Here is a 19,949-nt window from a genome sequence, read left to right on the forward strand (position 1 = left end):
TGGAAATCGTTGTCGTTTTCATGTTGTACTACTCGCTCCGAGTCCTGGGGAGGAGCCGCATGACGACCTCGCACACACCGCCGATCGACCGAGTGGACGAGGTGACCGCATGCCTCGCGGAGAGCCTCGACCTCGACCCGGCCGACATCGATCCCGGCCGCAAGCTCACCGAGCTGGGACTGGACTCGTTCGCCGCGGTCCGATTGCGGCGCAGGCTGCTGGACGAACTCGGTGTGGATCTGCCTCTGACCACATTCCTCAACGGCGCGACACCCGGCACCGTCACCGCGGCCGTGCTCGCCGCACCGTCCGGCGACGGGCCGGCGGAGACCGTCCCCACGACCGCTTCCGCTGCCGCCGCCGGGACCGAGCCCTTCCCGCTCACCGCGCTGCAGACGGCATACCTACTCGGCCGCGATCCGTCACTGCCACTGGGCGGCGTGGCCACGTACTTCTACTTCGAGTACGACCGGCGACCCGGCGGCGACGCGGAGGCCGACGTCCGCGCTCTGACGGACGGATGGAACCGCCTGGTGGCCCGCCACCCGATGCTGCGGCTGGTCATCGACGAGGAGGCCCGCCAACGGGTGCTCCCCAGCGAGCTGCGCTACGAGATCCCGGTCACCGACTTGCGCACCGCCCCGCCCACAGACGCCGAACGGACCCTGGCGGACATGCGTACCGCGCTGTCCCATCGACCACACGCGGTGGACCGCTGGCCGTTGTTCGACATCCGCGCCGCGTTACTGCCGGACGGCCGCACCCGGTTGTTCGTCGGCATGGACATCATCGCCTTGGACATGGCCGGCTGGATGCAGCTCATGCGCGAATGGGGTCAGGCGACCACCGATCCGAACCTGCTGGCGGCGCCACCGGTCACCACTTTCGCGGCCCTGCTCGCCTACCGGGAGCAGGATCCTGCCGAAGCCGCACGCCGCGAGCGTGACCGCGCGTACTGGCAGAGCCGGGCGGACCGGCTCCCGCCTGGCCCGGCACTGCCCTGGAGCGCGACCGCGGAGAAGCTGGGTGTCCCGCACTTCACCCGGCATGCCGCGGCCCTGACCGCCGGCGAGTGGTCGCGGCTGCGGAGCCGGGCGAGCAGGCACGGAGTCTCCGCCACCGCCGTGCTGCTGGCCGCCCTGGCGTCGATCCTCGGCCGCTGGGGCGCGACCGACCCGTTCTGTGTGAACACCACGCTGTTCGACCGGCCGCAGGACGACGATCGCCTGCGCACGGTGGTGGGCGACTTCACCACCACCGTGCTCACCGAGTGCGCCCCCCTCGACCCGTCCGGAGACGGCGGGTTCGCCGGCTACGCCGCCGCGGTCAACCACCGGTTCTGGTCCGACCTGGAGCACCGTTCCGTCTCGGCCGTCGAGGCGCTCCGAGGTCGCGGAAACGCCGGGCTCGTCCCCGCATATCCCGTCGTGTTCACCAGCGGGGTCGGACTGGCCGCCACGACCGAGCCCCCGACCGCCTGGCTGGGTGAGGAGGTCTTTGGAGTCTCACAGACCCCGCAGATCTTCGTCGACCACATCGTCTGGGAGGATGGCGACCGGCTGCGCATCGCCTGGGACGTCGTCGACGGATGCCTGCCCGACGGCTTCGCCACCGGTATCCGCGACGCCCACCTGCGACTGCTGCGCCGGCTGGCCGACGACGAGCAGGCCTGGACCGATCCGGCCTTCGGCTGGGACCCGTCCTTCCGCCCGGACGAGGCACTGGACGTCAGCCCGTTCGGCGGCGACTGCGGGCCGCTGATCGACGATCCGCTGCGGGCGAACGCCGGCCGAGCACCACAGGACGTCGCCCTCATACACGGGGACGACGTCGTTACCCATGGCGAACTGGACGCACGAGCCCGCGCCACCGCTGCCCTGCTCGCCGGACACGGGCTGGGACCGAGTGACATGGTGGCGGTGGCCGCTCCAAAGGGCGCCGCACAGATCGCCGCTACACTCGGCATCACCGCCTCCGGCGCGGGCTATGTCCCGGTCGAACCGTCCTGGCCGGCGGCACGGATCGCCTCCGTCTGTGCGCAGGCCGACATCAAGCATGCGCTGGTCACCGGCATGACCTCGGCACAGTGGCCGGACACCGTACAAATTCACGCCATCGACGACGGCGCGCCGGACGGCGACGAGGCCGCCGCAGAGCCACGCGCGCCGCGCCCGGGAGATCTGGCGTACGCCATCTTCACCTCCGGCTCCACCGGGCGGCCCAAGGGTGTGGCGGTCGAGCATCGCCAGGCCCGTACGACACTCGACGACATGGCCGACCGCTTCCCTCTGGAGGCGGGCGACCGGGTGCTCGCGCTGTCGGCACTGTCGTTCGACCTGTCGGTCTACGACGTGTTCGGTGTACTCGGCGCCGGTGGGGCGATGGTGCTACCCGACCCCGGCCGCCAGCGCGACCCCGGCCATTGGCTGGAACTGATGGACCGGCATCGGGTGTCGGTGTGGAACACCGCACCGGCACTGCTGGAGATGCTCGTCGAGTACGCCGAGATCGACCCTGGCGCTGCGGCCTCGGCCATGTCCGCACTGCGCCTGGTACTCCTCTCCGGCGACTGGATCCCGGTGACGCTGCCCGACAGAGTGCGGGTGCTCGCGCCACAGGCCCGGATCATCAGCTTGGGCGGCGCGACCGAGGCGTCCATCTGGTCCATCTGCCATCCGATCGAAGAAGTCGACCCGGCGTGGCGCAGCATCCCGTACGGGCGGGCGCTACGCGGACAGTCCTTCCATATCCTCGACGGCGACGGGCGGCCCTGCCCGGTCGGTGAGGCCGGCGAGCTGTACATCGGTGGCGACGGGGTGGCGGCCGGCTATCTCGGTGACCCGGAACAGACCGCACAACGGTTCACCACCCACCCGGTCCTGCGCCGCCGCACCTACCGCACCGGCGACCTCGGCCGCTGGCGCTACGACGGGACGATCGAGTTCCTCGGCCGCGTCGACCGGCAGGTCAAGATCCGCGGCCACCGCATCGAGCTCGGCGAGATCGAAGCCGTGCTCAGCCGCGCACCCGGCGTACGACGCTGTGTGGCCCGGTCCGTGCCGGGACCGGACGGCGGCGCCCGACTCGTCGCCTATGTGGCCACCGGCGACGATGCGTCACCTCTGGCCGAGGACGTCTTGGTGGCCCGCCTACGCGAGCACCTGCCCGAGTACATGATCCCCAGCCGCTTCGTGCAACTGGCGACGCTGCCCGTGACGGTAAACGGCAAGGTCGACCACGACCGGCTGGGCAACCCCTTCCGCAACGACCCGCCTGTTCACCAGCCCCCTGCCGTCCCGGCGACCACGTCCGCACCGCCGCAGGTCGCGGCTCCGGCGGACCCGGACGACCTGACCGGACTGCTCGTCAACGCCGCCCGTTCGGGGCTCGACGTCCGCGTCAGCGTGCGCCCGGGCCGACTGGACGTCGTCTCGGCCCTGCGGGCGGCCACCGAACTGGCCGTAGCGGTCCGGCCGTCGAACGGCTCCTACGAGGTGGTGCCGGACCTCGACGGCGAAGCCGTTCTCGGACTCCGGATCATCGCCGAGCCGGTGATCCGTACCGAGGAGCCCACCACGCCCATCGGCACGTCCGACTCGGACATCGAGAACAGCGTGGCCGCCGTGTTCGGCGAACTGATGGACTGCACCGTCGATGTCACCAGGCCATTCTTCGACCTCGGGGCGACCTCGCTGACGCTGCTGCGAGCACACCGGCGGCTCAGCGACCGCCTCGGCGTGCCACTGGCGATGGTCGACCTGTTCGCCCATCCGACCGTCCGCGATCTGGCCCGGCTGATCGCCGGCCGCCGCGCTCCGGTACCACCGGCCACCGCGAACCCGCCCGCAACGACGCCAGCACGAGACCGGGCGGCAGGACGGCTAGCGGCGCGCGCCGCCGCGGCACGCACCACGCTCTGAACCCCGACCGACCCCGCAACAGAAGGCACCCATGAGAACCCGTATCACCCTGACCCTCGTCGCCCTGCTCGGCGCCGCGTCGCTGACCGCATGCGGCGATTCCGAGCAGGCCACCGCGACACCCCCGGACACCCTGCGATACGTAACGGTCGGGTCACCGGCCACCGCGAGCAACGACCCCCACGGCGGGCTCGGCAACGAATCCGACGCGGTGCGGTTCGCGCTGATGTACGACGTGCTCACCGGACAGGGCCCCGACGGACGCACCCAGCCGAGACTGGCGGAGTCGTGGAAACCGGACAGGAGCCTCACGAAGTGGCAGTTCGCCCTGCGCCGCGACGCCACCTTCTCCGACGGGAGGCCCGTGCGGGCCGCGGACGTGCTCTACTCGCTGCGCCGCATCGACCGTAAGGCGGCGGAGAACTACGGCCGGCTGGCCGCTTTCGATCTCGCCGCCTCGCGGGTGGTCGACGACCACACCGTGGAAGTCGTCAGCCGCAAGCCGTTCGCCGAGGTGCCGCGAGCCCTGGAATCCATGACGTTCATCGTCCCGGAGGGCAGCGACGACTTCACCGCCGCGGTACCCGGGTCGGGACCGTTCACACTGGTCAGCAACGACGCGCAGAGCGCCGTGCTGGAACGCCGCGACGGCTGGTGGGGCACCGCGCCGTCGTTGCGGCGTATCGAGGTCCGGGCGGTCGCCGACCCGCAGGCCCGCGCTCAGGCCGTGCTGTCCGGGCAGGCCGACGTGGCCGCGAGCATCGCACCGGCGGCAGCGCGACAGGCCGAGGGCCGCACCGACCTGAGCCTGGTCCGCCGGCCGGCGGTCACCATGTACCCGTTCGTGATGCGTACCGACCGCAAACCGTTCGACGACCCCCGTGTCCGCGAGGCGTTCAAGCTGGCCGCCGACCGGCCGGCGCTGGTGCAGGCCACATTCCTCGGGTACGGCCAACCACAGGACGACCTGCTCGCCCCGGCGGATCCGTCCGCGCCGCAAGGGCTGACCCCGCGTACCCGTGATGTGGCCAAGGCACGGCAGCTTCTCACCGATGCGGGCCAGGGCGACGGGCTGACCGTCACGCTGCACACCACGACGTCCTATCCGGGGATGGACACCGCCGCAACACTTTTCGCCTCGCAACTGAAGGAAATCGGTGTCACCGCTGAGGTGAAGATGACCCCGCCGGACACCTACTTCACCACGGTGTGGGGCCAGCAGGACTTCTACACCGGTTACTTCGGCGGTATCCCCTTCTTCGACGTGGCACGGGTGTCGCTGATCTCGGGCTCGCCGACGAACGAGACGGCGTGGAAGCGGCCGGAGTTCGACGCGGCGCTGGACAAGGCCCTGGGCGAGCCGGACGAGGGCGTGCGCAACCGCGTGCTCGGCACATTGCAACAGCAGGTTCGCGACGAGGGCGGGTACGTGGTGTGGGGCACCGGCGACGGCCTGGACCTGACCCGTTCCGGAGTGCAGGGTCTGCCCACCGGCGCCGGCTTCGGACGGCTCTTCATCGATCAGGTACGGCTGCCATGATGATCCTGCGGGCCCTGGTCCGCGCCGTACTGTTGCTGTTCGGCGTTTCGGTGATGGTGTTCGCCGCCACCGAGGCGCTGCCCGGCGACGCCGCCGAGGCCCGCACAGCGGGGCGGGCCACCGCGGCGCAGCTGGCCGAGATACGGGCCGCCACCAGCTTGGACGCCGCGGTGTGGCGGCGTTACCTGGAGTGGGCCGCTGGCCTGCTTCGCGGGGACGCGGGCGTCTCGTTGATCTCGGGCCGGCCGGTGGCGGACGTGATCGGTCAGCGACTGCCCGCGACAGCCGCGCTGGCCGGTGCCGCACTCCTGGTGACCGTGCCGCTGATGCTGGCGTGGGCCTGGCCCGCCGGTGCGGGCTCGCCGGCCGGCCGGTTGGTCGCCGCCGTCGTGACAGCCACCGCCGCCGTCCCGCAGGTGGTCGTCGCCGCGGCGCTGACCGCTGTGTTCGCCGGGATGCTGGCCTGGTTCCCGCCTATCTCGCTGCTGCCGGCCGACGGGCGCCCACCGGGGCTGTCGGTGCTGGCGCTGCCGACGCTGAGCCTCGCTCTGCCGGCGGCCGCCTACGGGGCGATGCTGCTACGCGGGCTCGTTGCTGACATCGTGGCACGGCCGTACGTGCGTGATGCCCGGCTGCGCGGCCTTCCCGGATGGCGGATCGCCGCTGTCTACGTCGGACCGTTCCTGGTCGCACCGGCTCTGCGGGTCCTGGCCGTCGTCGCGGGTGGTCTGATCGCTGCCACCGCGGTGGTGGAGGTCATGTTCGGCTATGCGGGGCTGGGTGAGCTGCTGGTCGGCGCGGTCGCTAACCGCGACGTCCCGGTGGTGCAGGCCGGTGCGATGCTCGCCGCGGTGGCCGTGGTCCTCGGGATGCTGGCAGCGGATCTCGTCACCGTACGGACCGATCCCCGGCGGGCGATGACATGAGCATCGTGACGGGCGGCCGGCTCGGTTTCGTGACGTTCGCCGGTACCGTCCTGGGTCTCGCCCTGTTCGGCAGCCTGCTGGCGCCGCACGACCCCACCGCACCGCTGGGTGCGCCGTGGTCGCCGTCCGGCGGCGTAAACCTGCTGGGTACTGATGCCCTGGGCCGTGATGTGCTGTCCCGGGTGCTGGCCGGAGGTCGCCATCTGACCCTCACCGCCGGGGCGGCAGCACTGGTGGCGGCAGCGATCGGCATCGCCGGCGGACTGCTGGCGGGGTGGCACGACGGGCCCCTGTCGCGGCTGCTGCACGCGGCAGCGGATCTGCTTCTCGCCGTACCCCTGCTGTTGATCGCCCTGGTTTTCGCCGTCACCCTGCCCGGCGCCGTGGCGGTGATCGCCGCGACCGTCTGCGGCGGGGCCCCGCTGACGCTGCGTATCGTCGGCGACGCGGTGCGGCAGGTGCGCCATGCCGGCTTCGTCGACGCCGCACTGGGCTGCGGGGAGTCCGGCCCGAGGATCCTGGGCCGGGAGATCCTCCCGGCGGTGGCCGCGCTGGCCGGTTCGGAGATCGGCGTCCGTTTCGTGGTGGCACTGCAACTGGCCGCCGCTCTCAGCCTGTTCGGGCTGGGGCCTGCTCCCCCGGCCCCGGATTGGTCCGCCATGATCCGGGAAAACGTGAGCGGCGCGGCCCTGAGCCCCGCCGCGCTGATCGCCCCCGCCATAGCTTTGGCAGTGCTCAGCCTGACCGTCGCCGTCGTCGGCAATGCCGCCGCCCGCCACGCCCGGCGGCCGCTGTGACGCGGGATGGCGGACTGGAGGTCAGCGGCCTGCGCGTCACCGGCCGCGGTGGCCGGACCGTAGGCATCTCCCCTGATCTGCACGCCGCGCCCGGCGAGGTGGTGGCACTGACCGGCCCATCCGGAGCGGGAAAGACGGTGTGGCTGGCCGCCGTCCTGGATGCCCTCGAACCGCCGTTGCGCCGCTGCGCCGGCATCGTACGGTGGCAGGGAGAAATCATCGCGCCGGGCGATGCGGCACGTCGGTGGCGCCGCCGGCATACGGGGATCCTCGTCCAGGACGCCGCACAGTCGTTGCATCCGCTGCTGACAGCTGTCGCGTCGGTGGCCGAGACCGGGGTGGACACCAGTCGGGCGGCCATAACACTCGAACAGGTCGGCATCGACGCGTCCCTGCACGTCCGGCGGGTGCACCAGCTCTCCGGCGGGCAGACGCAACGCGTCGCCCTGGCCCGGGCGCTCGCGGCCCGGCCGCCCCTGCTGATCCTCGACGAGCCGACCAGCGCGCTGGACAGCGCAGCGGCCCATCTGGTGGCCGCCGCGGTCCGCGCCCGCCGCGGCGATCCGCGTTTCGTCACCCTGCTGGTCTCGCACGACAGGGACTTCGTCGCCACGGTGGCCGACCACGTCGTGGTGTTCGGGACGGCGCCATCAGCGTCGCCACCGGTACCGTCCCGCCGTCCCGCGGCAGGCGCCACGGTGCTCCGCGTCCACCATCTCCGCCTGGATCGTCCGGGTGGGCAGACTCCTCTGCTGCAAGCTGTCGATCTGACCGTCGACGCGGGCGAATGCGTCGCCGTGCTCGGTCCCTCGGGATCCGGAAAGACCACCCTGCTGCGCTCACTCGCGGGGCTGCACCCCGTGACGGCCGGCCACGCGGAGCTGGCCGGAACCCGCCTGCCGTGGCCCGTCCGGCACCGTCCCTCCGCCCTGTTGCAAGCCGTCCAGTACGTCGGTCAGCATCCCGCCGACACGCTCAACCCCGCCCACCGGATCGCCACCGCCGTCGGCCGGCCGCTGCGTACCTTCCGGACCACCGACCGAGCCGGGCGCCTCGCCACCGTGAACGCCCTGCTCACCCGAGTCGGCCTCGACCCTGCGGTGGCGGGCCGCCGCCCCAATGGGCTGTCCGGCGGACAGCGCCAACGGGTGGCGCTCGCCCGCGCCCTGGCGGCACAGCCCCGGTTGCTGCTCGCCGACGAGATCACCGCGGCCCTGGACCCGGCCTCCACGACGACAGTGCTGGATCTGCTCGGCGAGATGCGTCACGACGGGCTCGCCGTGCTGATCGCCACCCACGATCCCGCGGTCGCCGACCGCGCCGACCGTGTCCTGACGATCCACGACCACGCCCTGCACCCACTGGAAGGAAGCCATGACCGACCCTAGAAACGAGTACGACGTCATCGTCGTCGGCGCCGGCGCGGCCGGCCTCAGCGCCGCGCAGGTGCTCGGCCGCCAGCAGCGCCGCACCCTGGTTCTCGACGGAGGGCCACCGCGCAACAGCCCCGCCGACGGCATCCACATGTTCCTCAGCCGCGACGGGTTCCCGCCGCTGGAACTGCTGGAGGCCGGCCGGCGTGAGCTGCATCCGTACCCCGGCGTCGAAGTCGTGACCGCTCGGGCCGCCGAGGCTGTCGGGAACATCGACGACTTCACCCTGACGTTGGACAACGGCGACCGGCACCGCGCTCGCCGTCTGCTCCTGGCCACCGGTCAGGTGGACCGGCCCTGGGCTGTCCCGGGCTTGCCGGAGCGTTTCGGGCGCAGCGTCATGCACTGCCCTTTCTGCCACGGCTGGGAGGCACGAGACAAGAGCATCGTCGTGTTCGGCCGTGAGCCCGCTGAAGTGATGCTCGCCGCCTACCTCGCCGATCGGTACAGCAAGGAAGTCACCGTGGTGACGAACGGCCGGCACACGCTGCCCGAACCTGTTCTCGGCAATCTGCGCGGGCTGGGCATTCCCGTGACCCAGGAGCCGGTCACGGAACTCACCGGCGAACTGGACGATCTCACCGTCCAGTTCGCTGACGGCAGCAGTACGCGATGTCAGGTGGCGTTTCACCGCGCGCCCGTCGAACAGCAGACGTCGCTGGCGGTGCAGCTCGGTGCCGAGCTTCTTCCCGACGGCTACGTGCGGGTCGACGAGTTCGCCCGGACCACCGTCGCGGGTGTGTCCGCCGCCGGCGACCTCGCCCGGCTTCCGGCCCTGCCCGACGGATTGACCCTGGTGAGCCAGGCTGCCGCCGACGGGGTCCGGGCCGCCGTCTGGCTGGAACAGGGTTTGTTCCGCGCGGCCCTTCCGGTGCCGCTCGGCTGACGGGTCGCGGTCGGTTCCCTTCGGTTCGGGAGCCGACCGCCCCCAAGCTTGGCGCGAGCGCGTCGACGCACACTGTAACGCCTCGCCTGCCGCGACGGGGTGACAGGCTGTATCCAGGAAGCGGATCTCCTCGTCGGGCAGTCGCCAGACCGTCCAGCCTCCCCGGATGTGGACAAGGTGGAGCGCCCTACCGGACGAACCTTGGCCCCGTCCGGGGAAAGTGACCTGACGTAGCGGCGAGTGTGATCAAGTGCCGTACCGCGTGGTCAGACGCATCGGTCGTGCCGTCGAGCATGATCGGGAGTCACCACGCGGTACGGCGTTCGCTGACGATCCGCTGACTCTGGAACGACGCGCTGCGGGCGCCCGAGGACGGCCGAAGGCCGCCCGCAGGGCAGTCCGCAGGCGCGGTTGCCCAGGCCTACCTGACCTTCTGATCCGTAGATTCCCAAGAGCATGTCTAGGTGTTGCGGGCCAAGGCGTTGTTGACATCCAATCTTGGTGGCGTGCGTGTGCGGGGCCCGCCCGTGAGTTCTTCAGCGCCTCTGTGGCCTACGGCTCAAGTCGAGTAAGCCTGGGTCTTAGCTCTTGCGACCGGGTACTTCCCGTCGGCTGAACTCGCTCGCGCGAACCATCGCCTTCCGTGCTGGCCGACCTGAATGGGGTAGGTGAAGGCGAGCGACACGTACTCGGTGGTGAGGACGTCTGCTGCTGGACCGGACCTGACGATGCGTCCATCGTTGAGGAGGACGGCGTGTGAGGTGCTCGGCGGAAGCTCCTCGAGGTGGTGGGTGACCAGGATCGAGGCGAGTTCGGGGTGAGTATGTTCGAGCGCTGCGATGGTCGCCAACAGCTGCTCGCGCGCAGCCACGTCGAGACCGGTGGTCGGCTCGTCGAGGAGGAGCAGATCGGGCTCGCAGATAAGTGCGCGGGCGATCAGGGCGCGGCCGCGTTCACCCTGCGACAACGTCGGCCACTTTGCCTCGTACTTCCCGGCCAGGCCGATCTGCTCGATCAGGGCATCGGCGGCGCGGACCTGAGAGGGTGTGGGCTGCCAGCGCAGCGGTAGCTCGATCGAGCCGGTCAGTCCGGTCAGCACCACCTCACGCAGCGCAAGCGGAGAGGTCAGCGGGTGTCGTGGATTGACATGACCGATGGAACGGCGCAGTGCTTGTAGCTCAACACGCCCGAGCCGGTAGCCAAGGACGTCGACCGTCCCGGAGGTGGGATGCGTGAGCGCACCGCAGAATCCCAGGATCGTGCTCTTGCCAGCACCGTTAGGGCCGATCAGCGCCCAGTGCTCACCCGGATGTACGGTGAAGCTGATCGAGTCGAGGATGGTCTGCTCGCCGCGCCGGAACGTGACCTCGGCGAGCTCGATGACGGGCCGTGCGTGGGCGACGCTGCCGTTGGTCACGCCAGGGCCGCCTTTAGTGAGGTGAGGTGGGTACGGCTGAGCTGGGCGGCCGTGGCTGACTCGCGGTCGATGATGGCCTTCACGAGTTCGGCATGTGCCTCCTGGTCGTTCCCAGACGCGTCGGAGTCGCACGGGGTGCCGGCTGGCTGCAGGTTGAGCATGTCGATCATCGCCCGGCGGACCCGTGGCACGAACCCGTCGAAGAGTTCCAGCAGGACGTTGTTGTGGGCCGCGGCCACGACGGTGCGGTGCAGTGCCATGTCGGCATCGACGTACTTCTCAGCGCTCTTCCCTGCTGTGACGCGTTGCGCGAGGGCCCGTCGCATTGCTCGTATGTCCGATGCGGTACGCCGCTGAGCCGCGAGCGATGCCGCCTCGGTTTCGATGGCGATGCGGCCCTCGATGACCGCGGCGATGTCTGCTTGTCGTAGTACCAGGTCCCAGTCCTCGTTGACGTCGAGCGCCGTGACGAACACCCCTGCACCCTGCCGGGTCTCGAGAACGCCACGCCCGGCCAGTTGTCGGATCGCCTCGCGAACCGTCGATCGGCCGACGCCGAGCTGGGGGCCCAGCGTCGTCTCGCCGGGGAGCTTCGCGCCGAGGTGCCACTCGCCCGCGCGGATCCGCTCGAGAAGGAGTTGCGCAGCCTGGTCAGCCAATGAGGTTCGCTGTACCTGCTCCATGAGCCGTCCCTTTCAGTCCGAGGTGGCGGTGTCGTCGGTGATCGTGTGGATCCCGCTGGGCCGATCCAGCGCGGCGACCGTGCGCTCCGCGGCGGCATCGATATGGATGCGGGGGCCGGCGGGCGGGGCATCGGGATAGAACGTCTCAGGTCCGTAGAACTGGCCGTAGCGCAGTACGACGCCACCGAAGCCGAGAATGGCGTCCTCGAGCGCCCGGACGGCCTCAGCGCCGTTGCCGGGTGGCAGCTCCCAGGCAACGCTCTGCGCGAGGAGTCGCCCGCAATCCGCGGCAGTGGCTGCAGCGATGAGGTTGCGTGTCCCCTCGATGCGCATGCGTGCGTTGTCTGCCCGTCGAGCCGGAAGCTCCTCGGTGGTGTCAGGCAGGTCGGTGAGCTCATGGAGGACCAGGTCGGGTCGGAAGCCCTTCACCGCGGTCGTGAGCGCGGCGGCGTCGTAGACATCGCACACCACGGGCTCTGCACCGAACTCCTGGACCAGCGCCGCCTTCGACGCGGTGCGGGTCATCCCGGCCACGGTGTGGCCGGCCCGGGTGAGCAGAGGCAGCAAGCGCGATCCGATCACGCCGGTCGCCCCGGCGACGAACACTCGAAGTGCTGGAACGTTGGACGAAACAGTCGCTGGCTCGTCATTCATGATGAGAACTCTACCTGTCTACTTGTCTGAGGAGTTGTGCTAGCGTGCCTGGGTGCTGATCCAGCAGGTGCTTCTCCTTCGCTGCCACGGCGGGGCCTTGTCGAACCGGCTCCCCACCGTGGAGTCGAGACGTGCGCCGGTTCATCTCCCAGCCTCGATGAGAAGGAACCGCCAGCATGTCCAGCTTTCCCACGATCGCCACGCCCTCAGGTCCTGTTCCGGATGCCGCTCCCGCCTGGAACCGCCAGCGGGAATCGCAGATGCCGTCGTACCGTTACCGCGACGTCTACGCACGCGTCGAGATCCCCCTCACCGAACGTGACTGGCCCAGCCGCCGCCTGACCAAGGCTCCGTTGTGGGTGCCGGTCGACCTGCGTGATGGCAACCAGGCACTGCCCGAGCCGATGGATCCTGGGCGCAAGCGCCGGTTCTTCGAGCTGATGGTGGCGATGGGCTACAAGGAGATCGAGGTCGGCTATCCGTCGGCGTCCCAGACGGACTTCGACTTCGTGCGCCTCATCGCGGAGTCCGACATCGCGCCTGAGGACATCACCATCGTGGTCTTCACGCCGGCCCGTCGCGACCTGATCGAGCGAACGGTGGACTCGATCCGCGGCATCCCGAACCAGGTCGTGATCCACATGTACACCGCCACCGCCCCGACCTGGCGCGATGTCGTGCTCGGTCACCCGGCCGACGAACTGAAGGAGCTCGTCCTCCGTGGCGGTCGCGACGTCCTGGCACTCACCGACGGCATGCTGAACGTGAGATTCGAGTTCTCGCCCGAGGTCTTCAATCTCACCGAGCCCGACTACGTCCTCGACATCTGCGACGCGATGACGACGCTGTGGGACGCGACGCCCGGACGGCCGGTGATCCTCAACCTGCCGGCGACCGTCGAAGTCGCGAGTCCGAACGTGTATGCCGATCAGATCGAGTACATGCACAAGAATCTCTCCCGCCGCGACAGCGTGATCCTCTCGGTCCACCCGCACAACGACCGCGGCACCGGCATCGCATGCGCGGAGCTTGCGGTGCTGGCCGGCGCGCAACGTGTCGAAGGCTGCATCTTCGGCAACGGGGAGCGCACCGGCAACGTCGACATCGCGACCCTGGCGCTGAACCTCCATGCGCAGGGCATCGACCCGATGGTCGACTTCTCCGACATCGACGAGATCCGCCGTACCGTCGAGCACTGCAACCAACTCGAAGTGCACCCCCGCCACCCCTACGTCGGCGACCTCGTGCACACCGCCTTCAGCGGCACCCACCAAGACGCCATCAGGAAGGGCTTCGCCGAGCACCGGGACCGGGCCGCGGCCGAGAACCGCACGGAGCGAGAAATCGAGTGGCGAGTGCCCTACCTGCCGATCGACCCCGCTGACATCGGACGCAACTACGACGCGGTCATCCGCGTCAACTCCCAGTCCGGCAAGGGCGGCATCGCCTACCTCCTCGAAGCCGAGTACGGCATCGAGCTGCCCCGCCGTCTCCAGATCGACTTCGCACGCCGGGTGCAGGAATGCGCCGACACCACAGGTCTCGAGATCGACCCGCCACAGCTGCTCAAGCTCTTCGAATCTGCCTACCTGACTCCCGACACCGATGACATCGAGCTGATCGACCTCGAATCCGGGAGCCACGATGGCACGAGCCGCACGGATATCCGCCTGCGCATCGACGGAGTGGAGCACAGCGGCAGCTACGACGTCGGCCCTGTCGAAGCCACCGCCCGGTTGCTCGAGGAGCAGCACATCGGCGTCGAGATCCTCTCCCTGCACCAGTCCTCGCTCACATCCGGGAACGACAGCGACGCGCTGACCCTCATCGAATACCGCAACAGCGGCGGCACTCACTGGGCCGCCGGGCGAGACCGGTCCGTGTTGACCGCCAGCGTGCGCGCGGTGCTCAGCGCCGCGCTCGCCACCGCCGGCACCCTTACGACCTCGTGCACGGTTGCGGATCTTTAAGTATCGATGATCGTTGTTTCCTGGCATGGTTGGTGCTGCGATCATGATGAATCGTCGGATGACGGGGCTGTCCCGGCTGGTGATCGAGGGCCTGGTTGTGGAGCTGGCGCCGCGCTGGCAGGCCCGGCACCGCGATCGGCTTGCCGCGCGGGCGCGTCGGCGCGGGATTGGCGCTGGGGCGAAACACCGGTTCGCGTTCAGGGATCGCCTGTTGGCCACGCTGGTGCATCTACGGCACGGGTTGACCCATGACGTGCCGTTCCCCTCGTAGCGTGGAGGTCAGAGCTTGAGGGATAGAGGTTCATGGCTGAGACGAGACGGCAGTTCGATCCGGAGTTCCGGGCGGGTGCGGTGCGCATTGTGCGGGAGACGGGTAAGTCGATCGCGCAGGTCGCCCGTGACCTGGGGATCAACAGCGGGACTCTGGCGAACTGGGTGAAGAGGGACCGCGAGACTCGCGGTGAGGCCGCGGCCGGGCAACTGGCCGAGGATGAGCGGGCGGAGCTGGCCCGGTTGCGGCGGGAGAACGCCGAGCTGGCGATGGAGCGTGATGTCCTCAAGCGATCCGTGGTCCTGTGGGTCAAGGAAGCGACGGGCCGGTGAGCGTGGCCGCCTTCATCGCTTCCCAGAGGACCGAGCATTCCGTGCCGCACGCGCTGGCCTGCCGGGCGTTGGGGTTGTCCGAGTCGTGGTTCTACAAATGGCGTGACCGGCCGCCAACCCGCCGCGATGATCGGCGTGCCCGGCTGGCAGCCGAGGTCAGGAAGGTCTTCGACGACTCGGGCGGCACCTACGGCAGCCCACGCGTCGGTATCGAGCTGCGCGAGCAGGGCTGGCGGGTCTCGGACAACACGATCGCGCAGCTCATGGCCGAGTTCGGCCTGACCGCCCGTGTCAAGCGCCGCCGGCGGGGCCTGACCCGCCAAGGCACACGGCCGGCCGCGCCGGACCTGGTCAAGCGGGTGTTCACCGCGCCGGCGCCGAATGTCGCCTGGTGCGGCGACATGACCGAGATCCGCACCGACGAGGGCAAGCTCTACCTGGCCACCGTCATCGACCTGTACTCCCGTCGCATCCTCGGCTACGCGATGGGCGCCCACCACAACGCCGAGCTGGTCGTCGCAGCGCTGAACATGGCCGCCGTCACCCGCGGCGGCAGCGTCGAAGGGGTGATCTTCCACAGCGACAGGGGCAGCGAATACGCCTCGGCCGACTTCGCCCAAGCCTGCGCCCGCTGGAAGGTACGCCAATCGATGGGCCGGGTCGGGTCGTGCTTCGACAACGCCGTCGCCGAGGCCACCTTCTCCACCATCAAGGTCGAGTACGTCCACCGCCGTCACTTCCGCACCCGCACCGAGGCCCGCCTGAAGATCGCCACCTGGATCACCGACTTCTACAACCGGCGCCGCCGACACTCCGTCTGCGACTGGCGCTCACCCGCCGACTACGAACGATCAGAAACCCGCGTCCTGGAGGCCCGGGCCGCATAACGACGCCCTCCACGATTCCAGGGGATTGACACGTGCGTCGACCGGCTCACGGCGCGATCTCCAGGTCGTCGTCCTGCGGTAGATCCGCCTCGGCGATGTGACCATGCATCAACTCCAGAGCCCTGGCCCGGGTGATTCGCCTGTTCCGCAACGCTTCCATCACGGCCTTTGCGTAGGCGGGCGATACCCGTACCGATGCAAGGTCGGGCTGCGGTGCCCAGCCCAACGCCTCCATGAACTCCACGTGGGTCGGCCGAACCTGGCTCCAGGCCCTACGCGTCTCTGGGTCGATGGTCCCTGCCTGCTCAGCCTGCCGCAACGCCAGCAACCAAGAGGTACGGTATCGAGCCGCATAGCTCACGATCTGGTCCCGGCTCACCGTCCCGCGGGCTCCGGCTGCGGCAATCGCTTGCACGGGCAGCAGCAGTTCCGCGGCGAAGGCGTCAATCACCGCCTCCCGTTCTGCACGCGAGGCACTCACGCCGAGGTCGGCGGAATACTCATCACCAATGATGAGATGCCCCAACTCATGTGCAGCGGTAGCCCGCCGGCGGCCAGGATCGCCCGTAGTGCTCACGACAGCAACGGCGATGTCGCCCTCGATGAGCGATGCGCCGTCGCCTGGCAGGTCGGTAACCAGAACCCACTGACCTGCGCGCTCACAGACGTCCATGATGCTGCCGATCGGTTCATCGCCGAGCCCGAACCGCTGTCGCAACCACCGGGCTGTCTGACGCGCATCATCCTCGGATGCCACCGGGTGCGGGTAGCGAAGCAGCGGACGGGTACGCAATACGCCAAGGTCCAGCAACTGCTGGACATTGCGCAGCCACTCAACCATGGCGATTTCGAGGCGTTCCGACGACCGTGCTGCCTCAGTGTCGGTTTCCTCGGTCAGCGGCGCCGCCCGTCGGGACAACACCGCTGGCGGCGGCTGAATCAAGTACTCCATCGACACCTTCAGTGCCCTGGAAAGCCGAGCCAACTCCAAGCCGTCCAAACGGCGGCTGCCAGCCTCAACCTTGGCCAGCATGGTGCGGTCTAGCCCCACCATCGCCGCGAGATCCTGCTGCGAGATCCCCAACGACAGGCGGGCTTGTCGTACCTGCTCACCGACAAGGGGCCAGTCCCAGCCATCAGCCATGGTGCGATAATCGCACACTCAGCGCCGGAATGGGTCAACACACGGAAGTTCAGGGTTCGCGCATCCAAGTCTGGGGGTCGGTGAGCACCGTCTCGCCCTTCTCCCGCAACATGACCAGACACTGATCCCGGTCCAGATCCACTGGCCTCAACGCCAACGCCCCACCCCGACGGCACGCCGTCTCAATGTGCAACCGCAGCAGCAGAACTCCTCGACGTCGTGATCGAGGCCGGCGGACAGATCCTCATGGAGTTCTTCGTCGGCCGATCACCGCGCCCGAATGGGCCCGACGGGGCATGCCGGGACGGCCTACGGGATGTCGTTCCGGCTCAGTCGGCCCCGGACCCGGCCGGCGTGCCGCGCAGCTCGGCCGCGGCCTGGTTGACCGCGGCCCGGGCGGCGAACAGGTCCCGCTGCAGCGCCGCCAGCTCGGCCCGGGTGCCGGTGTCGACCTCGCCCGTGGCGTTCACGCCCCGCACTGCCGCCAGCGCCGCCTCCCAGACGTACCCGGTCGTGGTCAGCCCCGCCCGTGTCGCCGTAGCGGCCAGCTCGGCGTACTCGTCGCCGGTGAAGCGCACGTGCGTGCGGTGGTCTCGGCCTGGAAACGAGTACCGGCGAGACCGTGCTTTCACCTGCGGGATTGTGCCCGGCCGCCCGGCGCCGCCCCGCACCCTCGACCGCGACCAGGCCGTAGTCGCGCTCGATGACTCGCACCGCGGCCATTGCCCGCGCGTAGTCCTGTCGAGGGTGAGGGATCGGCCTGCTTGCCTGGAGCCAGGCTGTGTCTGGTTTCATCCCGTGTCGCACTGACACAGCACGCGGTAGGTCGTGAGGATGTAGGCATGAGTTCATCGCAGCCTCTCGCCGACCCTGAGTCCGAGCCGGACACGACCGCAGGCGGGCCGATGAATACTGCTGGCGTGGGGTCCAGGCCCCCATCGCCGGACTCCCCCGGGTCTACCCCGGATCACCGCTACCTGCTCGACAACGCCCGCGTGGAGGCGGGCGAGCGGTTCACCTGGCTGGCCGAGCTGTTCGACGGTGTCACACGGGGGCACTTCGACCGGCTCGGAGTAGAGGCGGGCTGGCGCTGCTGGGAAGTCGGCGCCGGCGGCCCCAGCATTCCCGAGGTACTCGCCACGGCCGTCGGACCAACCGGTTACGTGCTGGCCACGGACATCAATCCGGCCTGGTTGGACCCGCACGGCGGGTACGAGGTGCTCCGGCACGACATCGTCGGGGACCCGCCGCCGCAGCCAGGCACGTTCGACCTGGTACACGCCCGGCTCGTGCTCGTCCACGTGCCCGACCGTGCCCGTGCGTTGGCGACGATGGTGGCGGCGCTGCGGCCCGGCGGCTGGCTATTGGTCGAGGACGCCGACACCGAGCTGCAGCCGCTAGCCTGCCTCGATGAGGTTGGCCCGGCACAGCAGCGCGCCAACCGGCTGCGGCGCGCCATCCGGGAGTTGATGACCCGCCGCGGCGCCGACCTGCGCTACGGCCGTACGCTGCCGCGGGCGTTGCGTGCGGCCGGCCTGGTCGATGTCACGGCGGCCGGCTGCTTCCCGGTCGGCGGGGTAGCCTGCGACCGGCTGGAGACCGCGACGGTGCGCATGGTCCGCGCCGAGTTGCTCGCCGCAGGGCTGGCCAACGACGCCGAGATCGACGCGCACCTGGCCGCCATCGATGCCGGCGAGCTCGACCTCACCCTCGCGCCGTTGATCTCAGCATCAGGACGCCGCCCAGGCCAAGCAGTCTGCCTGAAGTTCTGCATGTAACTGGGTAGCAGCATGGAGCGGCCGGCCGGCCTCCACACCAGCGTGATCACAACTCCAGACGGGACCTAGCGGCCGAGCTGTCGGTTGATCTCATCAAGCACGTCGATGATTTCCAGCCTGCTGGTGCCGGTCGGCATGATGTGGGTGGTGCCGTAGGCGAGTTCCACCCAAGGCCGAGCGTACGGCGGCGAGTTCGTCTGCGGTGGCGTCCAGTTGATGCCAGGATGCGTTGGCCGCTGGGACGGCCTGGTCGCGCAGCCGCATGGTGATGATTCGTGCCGTGTCGGCGTGCGTGCCCGTCAGAGTGTTCCATTCGTCGTCGCCGAGGTCGTCGAGGGCGATGTCGATGACGTTTGCCAGCAGGTGGAGCATCTGTGGGTCGCCGGTGAGTCGGACGACGGTCGGGACGGCCCGGACGACGGTGCGCGTGATCGGCACGTCGTCCAGGCCGACGTGGCGCTCCCCCAGCATGAACTGGACGTTCTGGCGCTGCCAGCCTTGGGCCAGTTGCAGCGCGGTCATGCCGTCGGCGCTGAAGGCGTCTGTGGTAGCGCCGGCCAGTAGGAGGGCCGCGATGACCTGCTGTTCGTTGCGTTCGACCGCGTGCATCAACGCCGTTCGCCCCCGCGCGTCGCGGGTGTCCACGTCGGCGCCGGCCTGCAGGAGCACGTCCACTGCGGCGTGATCGCCGCGTCGGGCAGCCACGACGATCGCCGGTGTCGCGTCGGAACGCTGTTGGTTGGCGTCCGCGCCGTAGGCGAGGAGAAGGCGCAGCACTGCCGGTGCAACGGGTTGCATCACTGCGGTGATAACAGGTGCTTCCTCGCTCGGGCCTGGGGCCGCCCCCGCTTCCAACAGGACCCGTAGCGTCGCAAGAGCCGCAGGCGTCGGGTGGAACGCGATATGAGACAGGGCCTCGGTCAGGACGCTCGACCTGGTGGCGGGCTCCGCCGTGAGCGCCCCGTGGGCGGCGAGGAACTGCACCGCGTCCGCGTGCGCCTCGATAACGGCAACGCGCAGCGGCGACGCCCTGTAGGGATCGGCTGGACCGATGCAGGCGCCGGCATCCACCAGCAGGCGCACAATTTCCAGCCGGCCAGTGCGCGCAGCGTCGGCCAGCACCGACCCTCGGAACCGACCAACCGTCACGTTCGGGTCGGCGCCGTCGGCAAGGGCCTGCGGTTCAACTGAAGGTCCGACTGCTGTGAGTCGGGCGGCGCGTCGAACCACCAATCGCGTAGACGCACTGGCCGCAACGGACGCGATCTGAACCGCGCCGAGCAGGCTGGCTCAGCGGCGGATTCATGCACC

Annotated in this window: 17 protein-coding genes; 11 read left to right on the forward strand and 6 right to left on the reverse strand. The window is 69.7% G+C overall.

The window, feature by feature from the left end:
- Positions 1-59: 59 nt before the first annotated feature.
- From ACGFZ2_RS19710 to ACGFZ2_RS19735, 6 genes are read left to right on the forward strand one after another with little or no spacing between them, the layout of a single operon-like run.
- Positions 60-3,920 carry an amino acid adenylation domain-containing protein gene (locus tag ACGFZ2_RS19710; RefSeq protein WP_393455399.1) on the forward strand — a complete coding sequence of 1,287 codons (3,861 nt, stop codon included), beginning with the start codon at positions 60-62 and terminating at the stop codon, positions 3,918-3,920.
- Positions 3,921-3,951: 31 nt separating this feature from the next.
- Positions 3,952-5,460, forward strand: a complete 1,509-nt coding sequence (locus tag ACGFZ2_RS19715; protein WP_393455402.1) for an ABC transporter substrate-binding protein — start codon at positions 3,952-3,954, stop codon at positions 5,458-5,460.
- Positions 5,457-6,386: an ABC transporter permease gene (locus tag ACGFZ2_RS19720; RefSeq protein WP_393455405.1), complete on the forward strand. Its 930-nt coding sequence runs from the start codon at positions 5,457-5,459 to the stop codon at positions 6,384-6,386. The genes ACGFZ2_RS19715 and ACGFZ2_RS19720 overlap by 4 nt, the downstream gene beginning before the upstream one ends.
- Positions 6,383-7,183, forward strand: a complete 801-nt coding sequence (locus tag ACGFZ2_RS19725) for an ABC transporter permease subunit (RefSeq protein ID WP_393455408.1) — start codon at positions 6,383-6,385, stop codon at positions 7,181-7,183. The genes ACGFZ2_RS19720 and ACGFZ2_RS19725 overlap by 4 nt, the downstream gene beginning before the upstream one ends.
- A complete protein-coding gene (locus ACGFZ2_RS19730; protein WP_393455410.1) occupies positions 7,180-8,571 on the forward strand; it encodes an ABC transporter ATP-binding protein in 1,392 nt (463 codons plus the stop codon). The genes ACGFZ2_RS19725 and ACGFZ2_RS19730 overlap by 4 nt, the downstream gene beginning before the upstream one ends.
- Entirely contained in the window at positions 8,558-9,502 is a 945-nt protein-coding gene (locus ACGFZ2_RS19735; RefSeq protein WP_393455412.1) for an NAD(P)/FAD-dependent oxidoreductase, read from the forward strand. Before ACGFZ2_RS19730 ends, ACGFZ2_RS19735 begins: the two co-directional genes overlap by 14 nt.
- Positions 9,503-10,061: 559 nt before the next feature.
- Here ACGFZ2_RS19735 and ACGFZ2_RS19740 read toward each other — a convergent pair.
- Genes ACGFZ2_RS19740 through ACGFZ2_RS19750 form a run of 3 tightly spaced genes read right to left on the reverse strand, consistent with a single transcriptional unit; the run spans position 10,062 to position 12,256 of the window.
- Entirely contained in the window at positions 10,062-10,919 is an 858-nt protein-coding gene (locus ACGFZ2_RS19740; protein ID WP_393455415.1) for an ABC transporter ATP-binding protein, read from the reverse strand.
- The gene (locus ACGFZ2_RS19745) at positions 10,916-11,602 is read right to left on the reverse strand and encodes a FadR/GntR family transcriptional regulator (protein WP_393455418.1); all 687 of its coding nucleotides are present in this window, start codon (positions 11,600-11,602) and stop codon (positions 10,916-10,918) included. Before ACGFZ2_RS19745 ends, ACGFZ2_RS19740 begins: the two co-directional genes overlap by 4 nt.
- Positions 11,603-11,614: 12 nt before the next feature.
- A complete protein-coding gene (locus tag ACGFZ2_RS19750) occupies positions 11,615-12,256 on the reverse strand; it encodes an NAD-dependent epimerase/dehydratase family protein (protein ID WP_393455421.1) in 642 nt (213 codons plus the stop codon).
- Between the two features lie 260 nt (positions 12,257-12,516).
- Between ACGFZ2_RS19750 and ACGFZ2_RS19755 the strand changes: the two genes are divergently transcribed.
- Genes ACGFZ2_RS19755 through ACGFZ2_RS19770 form a run of 4 tightly spaced genes read left to right on the forward strand, consistent with a single transcriptional unit; the run spans position 12,517 to position 15,716 of the window.
- Positions 12,517-14,226 carry a 2-isopropylmalate synthase gene (locus ACGFZ2_RS19755; RefSeq protein WP_393455624.1) on the forward strand — a complete coding sequence of 570 codons (1,710 nt, stop codon included), beginning with the start codon at positions 12,517-12,519 and terminating at the stop codon, positions 14,224-14,226.
- 58 nt (positions 14,227-14,284) lie between these two features.
- Positions 14,285-14,497, forward strand: coding sequence for a hypothetical protein (locus ACGFZ2_RS19760; RefSeq protein WP_393455424.1), 213 nt, complete (start codon positions 14,285-14,287; stop codon positions 14,495-14,497).
- Between the two features lie 32 nt (positions 14,498-14,529).
- Positions 14,530-14,829: a transposase gene (locus ACGFZ2_RS19765; protein ID WP_088981155.1), complete on the forward strand. Its 300-nt coding sequence runs from the start codon at positions 14,530-14,532 to the stop codon at positions 14,827-14,829.
- Positions 14,826-15,716, forward strand: coding sequence for an IS3 family transposase (locus ACGFZ2_RS19770; RefSeq protein WP_393455427.1), 891 nt, complete (start codon positions 14,826-14,828; stop codon positions 15,714-15,716). The genes ACGFZ2_RS19765 and ACGFZ2_RS19770 overlap by 4 nt, the downstream gene beginning before the upstream one ends.
- Before the next feature lie 46 nt (positions 15,717-15,762).
- Here ACGFZ2_RS19770 and ACGFZ2_RS19775 read toward each other — a convergent pair whose 3' ends face one another.
- The gene (locus ACGFZ2_RS19775) at positions 15,763-16,860 is read right to left on the reverse strand and encodes a helix-turn-helix domain-containing protein (protein ID WP_393455430.1); all 1,098 of its coding nucleotides are present in this window, start codon (positions 16,858-16,860) and stop codon (positions 15,763-15,765) included.
- Between the two features lie 329 nt (positions 16,861-17,189).
- Positions 17,190-17,492, reverse strand: coding sequence for a plasmid mobilization protein (locus ACGFZ2_RS19780; protein WP_393455433.1), 303 nt, complete (start codon positions 17,490-17,492; stop codon positions 17,190-17,192).
- 210 nt (positions 17,493-17,702) lie between these two features.
- Between ACGFZ2_RS19780 and ACGFZ2_RS19785 the strand changes: the two genes are divergently transcribed.
- Positions 17,703-18,638, forward strand: coding sequence for a methyltransferase domain-containing protein (locus tag ACGFZ2_RS19785; protein ID WP_393455436.1), 936 nt, complete (start codon positions 17,703-17,705; stop codon positions 18,636-18,638).
- A 93-nt stretch (positions 18,639-18,731) separates the two neighbouring features.
- Here the strand turns inward: ACGFZ2_RS19785 and ACGFZ2_RS19790 are convergent, their stop codons facing one another.
- Positions 18,732-19,868, reverse strand: a complete 1,137-nt coding sequence (locus ACGFZ2_RS19790; protein WP_393455439.1) for an ankyrin repeat domain-containing protein — start codon at positions 19,866-19,868, stop codon at positions 18,732-18,734.
- Between the last annotated feature and the right edge of the window lie 81 nt (positions 19,869-19,949).

Source organism: Micromonospora sp. NPDC048063 (genome assembly GCF_043202855.1).
Lineage (GTDB): Bacteria > Actinomycetota > Actinomycetes > Mycobacteriales > Micromonosporaceae > Micromonospora.

Excerpts from the sequence above, each read along its gene's own strand:
- ACGFZ2_RS19710 (WP_393455399.1), top strand. The coding sequence starts at position 60 with ATGACGACCTCGCACACACCGCCGATCGACCGAGTGGACGAGGTGACC.
- ACGFZ2_RS19715 (WP_393455402.1), top strand. The coding sequence starts at position 3,952 with ATGAGAACCCGTATCACCCTGACCCTCGTCGCCCTGCTCGGCGCCGCG.
- ACGFZ2_RS19720 (WP_393455405.1), top strand. The coding sequence starts at position 5,457 with ATGATGATCCTGCGGGCCCTGGTCCGCGCCGTACTGTTGCTGTTCGGC.
- ACGFZ2_RS19725 (WP_393455408.1), top strand. The coding sequence starts at position 6,383 with ATGAGCATCGTGACGGGCGGCCGGCTCGGTTTCGTGACGTTCGCCGGT.
- ACGFZ2_RS19735 (WP_393455412.1), top strand. The coding sequence starts at position 8,558 with ATGACCGACCCTAGAAACGAGTACGACGTCATCGTCGTCGGCGCCGGC.
- ACGFZ2_RS19745 (WP_393455418.1), bottom strand. The coding sequence starts at position 11,602 with ATGGAGCAGGTACAGCGAACCTCATTGGCTGACCAGGCTGCGCAACTC.
- ACGFZ2_RS19750 (WP_393455421.1), bottom strand. The coding sequence starts at position 12,256 with ATGAATGACGAGCCAGCGACTGTTTCGTCCAACGTTCCAGCACTTCGA.
- ACGFZ2_RS19755 (WP_393455624.1), top strand. The coding sequence starts at position 12,517 with ATGCCGTCGTACCGTTACCGCGACGTCTACGCACGCGTCGAGATCCCC.
- ACGFZ2_RS19760 (WP_393455424.1), top strand. The coding sequence starts at position 14,285 with ATGACGGGGCTGTCCCGGCTGGTGATCGAGGGCCTGGTTGTGGAGCTG.
- ACGFZ2_RS19765 (WP_088981155.1), top strand. The coding sequence starts at position 14,530 with ATGGCTGAGACGAGACGGCAGTTCGATCCGGAGTTCCGGGCGGGTGCG.
- ACGFZ2_RS19775 (WP_393455430.1), bottom strand. The coding sequence starts at position 16,860 with ATGGCTGATGGCTGGGACTGGCCCCTTGTCGGTGAGCAGGTACGACAA.
- ACGFZ2_RS19785 (WP_393455436.1), top strand. The coding sequence starts at position 17,703 with ATGAGTTCATCGCAGCCTCTCGCCGACCCTGAGTCCGAGCCGGACACG.